General features: G+C 33.8%; 5 protein-coding genes and 1 pseudogene. All 6 read right to left on the reverse strand.

All coding sequences use genetic code 11. The features are described from left to right. Positions 1 to 249 (reverse strand): recombinase family protein (locus HMPREF0629_RS06260; protein WP_009222499.1); only part of this gene is annotated, 249 nt, incomplete at its 3' end. A 40-nt stretch (positions 250 to 289) separates the two neighbouring features. Then, positions 290 to 784 (reverse strand): annotated as a pseudogene (locus tag HMPREF0629_RS06265) (type IV secretory system conjugative DNA transfer family protein); the annotation flags it as partial. 41 nt (positions 785 to 825) lie between these two features. Then, positions 826 to 990: a transposon-encoded TnpW family protein gene (locus HMPREF0629_RS06270; protein WP_006627244.1), complete on the reverse strand. Its 165-nt coding sequence runs from the start codon at positions 988 to 990 to the stop codon at positions 826 to 828. Between the two features lie 107 nt (positions 991 to 1,097). Continuing rightward, a complete protein-coding gene (locus HMPREF0629_RS06275; RefSeq protein WP_009222501.1) occupies positions 1,098 to 1,715 on the reverse strand; it encodes an SAP domain-containing protein in 618 nt (205 codons plus the stop codon). Between the two features lie 12 nt (positions 1,716 to 1,727). Then, entirely contained in the window at positions 1,728 to 2,147 is a 420-nt protein-coding gene (locus HMPREF0629_RS06280; RefSeq protein ID WP_006627246.1) for a nuclear transport factor 2 family protein, read from the reverse strand. A gap of 61 nt (positions 2,148 to 2,208) precedes the next feature. Then, positions 2,209 to 3,669 (reverse strand): MobQ family relaxase, encoded by a 1,461-nt coding sequence (gene mobQ, locus HMPREF0629_RS06285; protein WP_009222502.1) that lies wholly within the window; start codon positions 3,667 to 3,669, stop codon positions 2,209 to 2,211. Between the last annotated feature and the right edge of the window lie 394 nt (positions 3,670 to 4,063).

Genomic DNA, 4,063 nt, shown 5'->3' on the forward strand with positions numbered 1-4,063 from the left:
ATCCTTTACGATGATACAACCGATATTTCCTTGATTGACTCCGTTCATCATTGCCATAAATCCCGGACGATCGAACTGCGTCCCGCTGATTCCGTCATCGGTAAAATGAACGATGTTCTCCAAATGATTTTTCTTTGCGTATTCTTCCAAGATTTTCTTCTGATTCATGATAGAATTACTCTCGCCTTGTAGTTCGTCATCTCGGCTTAACCTTTCATACAAGGCGGTTATTTTCTCATAACTTCTCACGATTACCTCCTTTCACTCAAATTCTCCAATAAAAAAAGAATTAAGCAAAACATCTTTCACTCAAATAGTGATGAAGTGTTCTTCTTAATTCTATAACTCCAGCAGCAAGCTTGTATTTCTTATATTGCTTCACCGCAAAGTGTGTCGGTTCTCTTTTCTCAAGTGCTTCAAAGAGTCTATCAATCGGATTCATATAGGTTTCATCATCTTCTCTTACTTCTGAAGCGTCTATCATATCAAGAAGAGTTGCAAAATTCTTTTCTTCTCTTGGAGCTTCATAGAAGATATATCCAATAAGAGCTGTATAGTAGAGTTTTTCGGCTTTCACCCAAAAATCTTCACCTGCTTTTTCTCCCTCACCTTTAGTGTTTGCGATGATTGTCTGTACTAATTTGAGTATGTCTTTTTCACTTCTAAGATAAGCAAAGGGATTGTATTTCATACTCTTTTTGAAGTTAATGGTATTTAAGATTTTTATCTCATATCCGTTATCTTCAAGCATTTTGCCACACTCAAGGACGATCGTTCCTTTTGGGAAGATTTGTCAAGGACATAAACAAAATTTTTTTGATAAATTTATATCTTCTCTGTTTCTCTCTTGATTAGCTTTAGTATTTTATCCTTGTATGTTTCCCCTGTACCTTGCTTGAAATGTAAGTTTACGGTGTATTTTGTTTTTCCAATATCCATTATTAACTGTTTATGTTGTGGTTCTTTTATTACTCTTTTTTCTTCTTCCATGTGTCCTCCTTTCCGTTTTTAAGCAAAGAAAAAACAGCAAACCTTTTTGATTTACTGCTTTCGTGTTAGCTTTTATTGAATTGTTAGTTTAGCAAGCTAAAAATATCCTACTTGCAATACTCTTTTATTTTATCGGCATATTCAGTCAAAAGATTCTTTGAATAAATTTTTTCATTTCTTGAATTTCTGACTTCTTTCCAAAGAATAGAAGCTACTTTTAATTTGTTTGAGTAGTTGCAACTATTTTCGTCTGCACAGAAATCCTTTAAAAATTGATTCCATTGACAAACCGAATTATCATACTTTGCATAATCTGATTTCCCATAATAAACTTTTAGCATATCTTGAATTGTAAAACTCAAATCATTTTCTCTTTTTACTTTTCTCCAAACTGTTGCCATATCAGCAGTAAATTTAAATGGTGAGATACCTGTTAAAACAGTGAAATATTCTCTGAACTTTGCATTAAAAGAAAAACCACATTCAAGTAATGGTGTATCTAAAGTAATATTTTCCACTTGCTTCTTTTCATTTTTTATTGATGATTTTTTAATCAAATTGCCCTTAAAGTATTGCTCAATAATATAATTGAGTTCCTGTTTTGTGCCTCTATATTCTAATCCTAATGACTTGCATATCTGTGAAAGTTCTTCACGATACCAATAGTATTTAGTAAATTCATCAAACGATGTAATTTTGTCAAACTCAGGTCTACTTTCCATCAATATTTTATCTCCTCAAAACCAATTTACTTTTTCATCTCTAAATAATGGTGTTTCACTCTCTTTGTAAGGATTGTAGTTGTTACAATTACAACCAAACTCTTTCAACGCTTTTATCTTATTATCGGCTGTCCAAACAATCAAAGAGATACCGTCAAATTCTTCAACTTTCCCCTCATTCATTTTATTTTTGAAGTGCCATTCTACAATAGTTTGATTATCCTTATGAAAAAATTGCTTTATATCCCACGCAAGAACTTTTCCTCTTGTATTCCACTCATTAAACCAGTGCTTTACTGTTTGCCGATTTTCATACTTAGGACACCAACTCTCAATATAAATCACATCATCCAAAAAAATATCATCTATTCCTAAGTCTTGTTGTGTAAGCCACATATCAAACCATAAACGAATGATTTTCTCTCTTTCATCCATGAATTTAAGCACCTCCAAAATCAAATACTTGTTTAATATTATACCATTTTTTCGCTTGATTTTATAGGTCTAACTCGTTCCATTTTACCTGTGTTAGTTGCTTTGAATGTTCCTGTAACTGTTCAATACAAGTCTTAACTTTTTCAGCTTGTTCAACTTCTTCTCGTATTTCTAATATTTGATTGTATAGGCTCTTTTTCTCTTTCTTCAAAGTGATAAGTTCTGATTTCCATTTACTGATGGCTAAGGTCTTGTTTTCTCCTAAATGCTCTTTCAGATATTTCTTAGCACTCTCAAACAAAATAAGCTCTGCGACATGTTCGTTGTAAAAATATTCCTGTTTGCTTTTCTTCAATTTTGTATAGGCTTTGTAGATGTCTTTATGCTTCAAATACTTCTCTGCTTGTTCGATAAGTTTGGTGTTATCATCCACTTTCTTTTCAACATCTTTTAAGACTCTTGTAGTCTTGTAGTTCTTATCTCTTAAAGCAAGTATATTTCCTTTTAACTCCGATAATGAAGTGATGTTTTTCTCTTTAAGTAGCTGATAACTCTCAATATATTTTTCTAAGTCTGTATTATGGTTTTCTGCATTTTTACGGATAAGATTTTCAAGAACGGATAGCAAATTTTCTTTCGGTGTGAGGGTGGATTTTGTATTTTCGTTTTCTGTTTTTTCTTCTTTGCCTATTCCCCTTATCCAATTTAGTAATGCTTTTATTCGTCTTGATATTTCTCTTAAAATCATGTTTTGATGTTTGATTTCTCGGTTGATATTTCCTCTGTCTGTGGCTATTCCTTTTTTCTCCATTTGGGTGGCAGATACGCCTAAATGAATGGTCGGTATTTGTTCTATGCCCTGTCTTTGATAGGAACGGTGATCTACTTTTTCCTGTATGCTGTTTTCTTCAAGATATTTGTTAGTAATATCTGCCCATGCTTTCCTCCACTGCTCAGCCTTTTCTTGCTCGTTCCAGTCCGTTGTATTTATCTTTCTTGTTTTGTAATTGCCGTTTTTAAGTTTTACTTTTTCTCCGTTTTCATCAAGGATATATTCCTTTTTTGATTTTGCTCCCCATGTTGTATCTTCATTTAACGGTCGCATTGTTAGTAGGATATGTGCGTGTGGGTTTCCATCATTTTTATCGTGTAAGGCAATGTCGGCACACATACCAACATTTACAAAATTATCTTTTACATACTCCCTAACAAGTTCAATCTGTTTTTCTCGATTTAGTTCTTTAGGTAAAGCAATTTCGATTTCTCTTGCAAGCTGTGAGTTTTTACTCTTTTCTATTTTCTCTACGCTATTCCATAATGTTCCCCTGTCTAAAAATGCCTGTGGTGCATTTTGTGGCAATAGGATTTCTGTATGGGCTATTCCTCCTTTTCTTGTAAAGTCGTGGACTATGCCGTCATATTCGTTTTTTATCTTTTCGCCACTTCGATAGGCGGAAGCTGCTACTGCACTTTTGCCTTTACCTCTTGAGATAATCTTTATGCAAAGATGATATATCGCCATAAGAAAAAACCTCCTCTCTTTTTGATGTGGGCAAGGTGGCGATGATAAAGACTTACTAAAAAAATCGGATTGTTTTTATCCGATTTCTTTTGGTAAGTACATAAGGGGTAGGAAATTTATTTCCGTAGGGGAGTGTAGCTCCCCTGTATCAGCTTTAGCTGATATGCTCTCTGCAAGAGCCTTCGGAGAACGCACACACCCTTTAGGGTGTATAAGTGCGCCCTTGTAAACAAGGGATTATTCCTCTGTTTCCATTTCTTCCTCTTGTGTTCCTGTATTTCGATTTTCGCTTTGTTCTCGCTTCTCTATGATTTTTAGGATTTTTTGATTGACTTCTTCTTTGATTTTTGGGAATGTGATTAGCTGATAGAATTCATCTTTGGTAAAATCCTTG

Origin of the sequence: Peptoniphilus sp. oral taxon 386 str. F0131, assembly GCF_000090945.1 — a bacterium.
Classification (GTDB): domain Bacteria; phylum Bacillota; class Clostridia; order Tissierellales; family Peptoniphilaceae; genus Anaerosphaera; species Anaerosphaera mikwangii.

Coding starts and splice junctions, on each gene's coding strand:
- HMPREF0629_RS06270 (WP_006627244.1), bottom strand. CDS start 990: ATGGAAGAAGAAAAAAGAGTAATAAAAGAACCACAACATAAACAGTTA.
- HMPREF0629_RS06280 (WP_006627246.1), bottom strand. CDS start 2,147: ATGGATGAAAGAGAGAAAATCATTCGTTTATGGTTTGATATGTGGCTT.
- mobQ (WP_009222502.1), bottom strand. CDS start 3,669: ATGGCGATATATCATCTTTGCATAAAGATTATCTCAAGAGGTAAAGGC.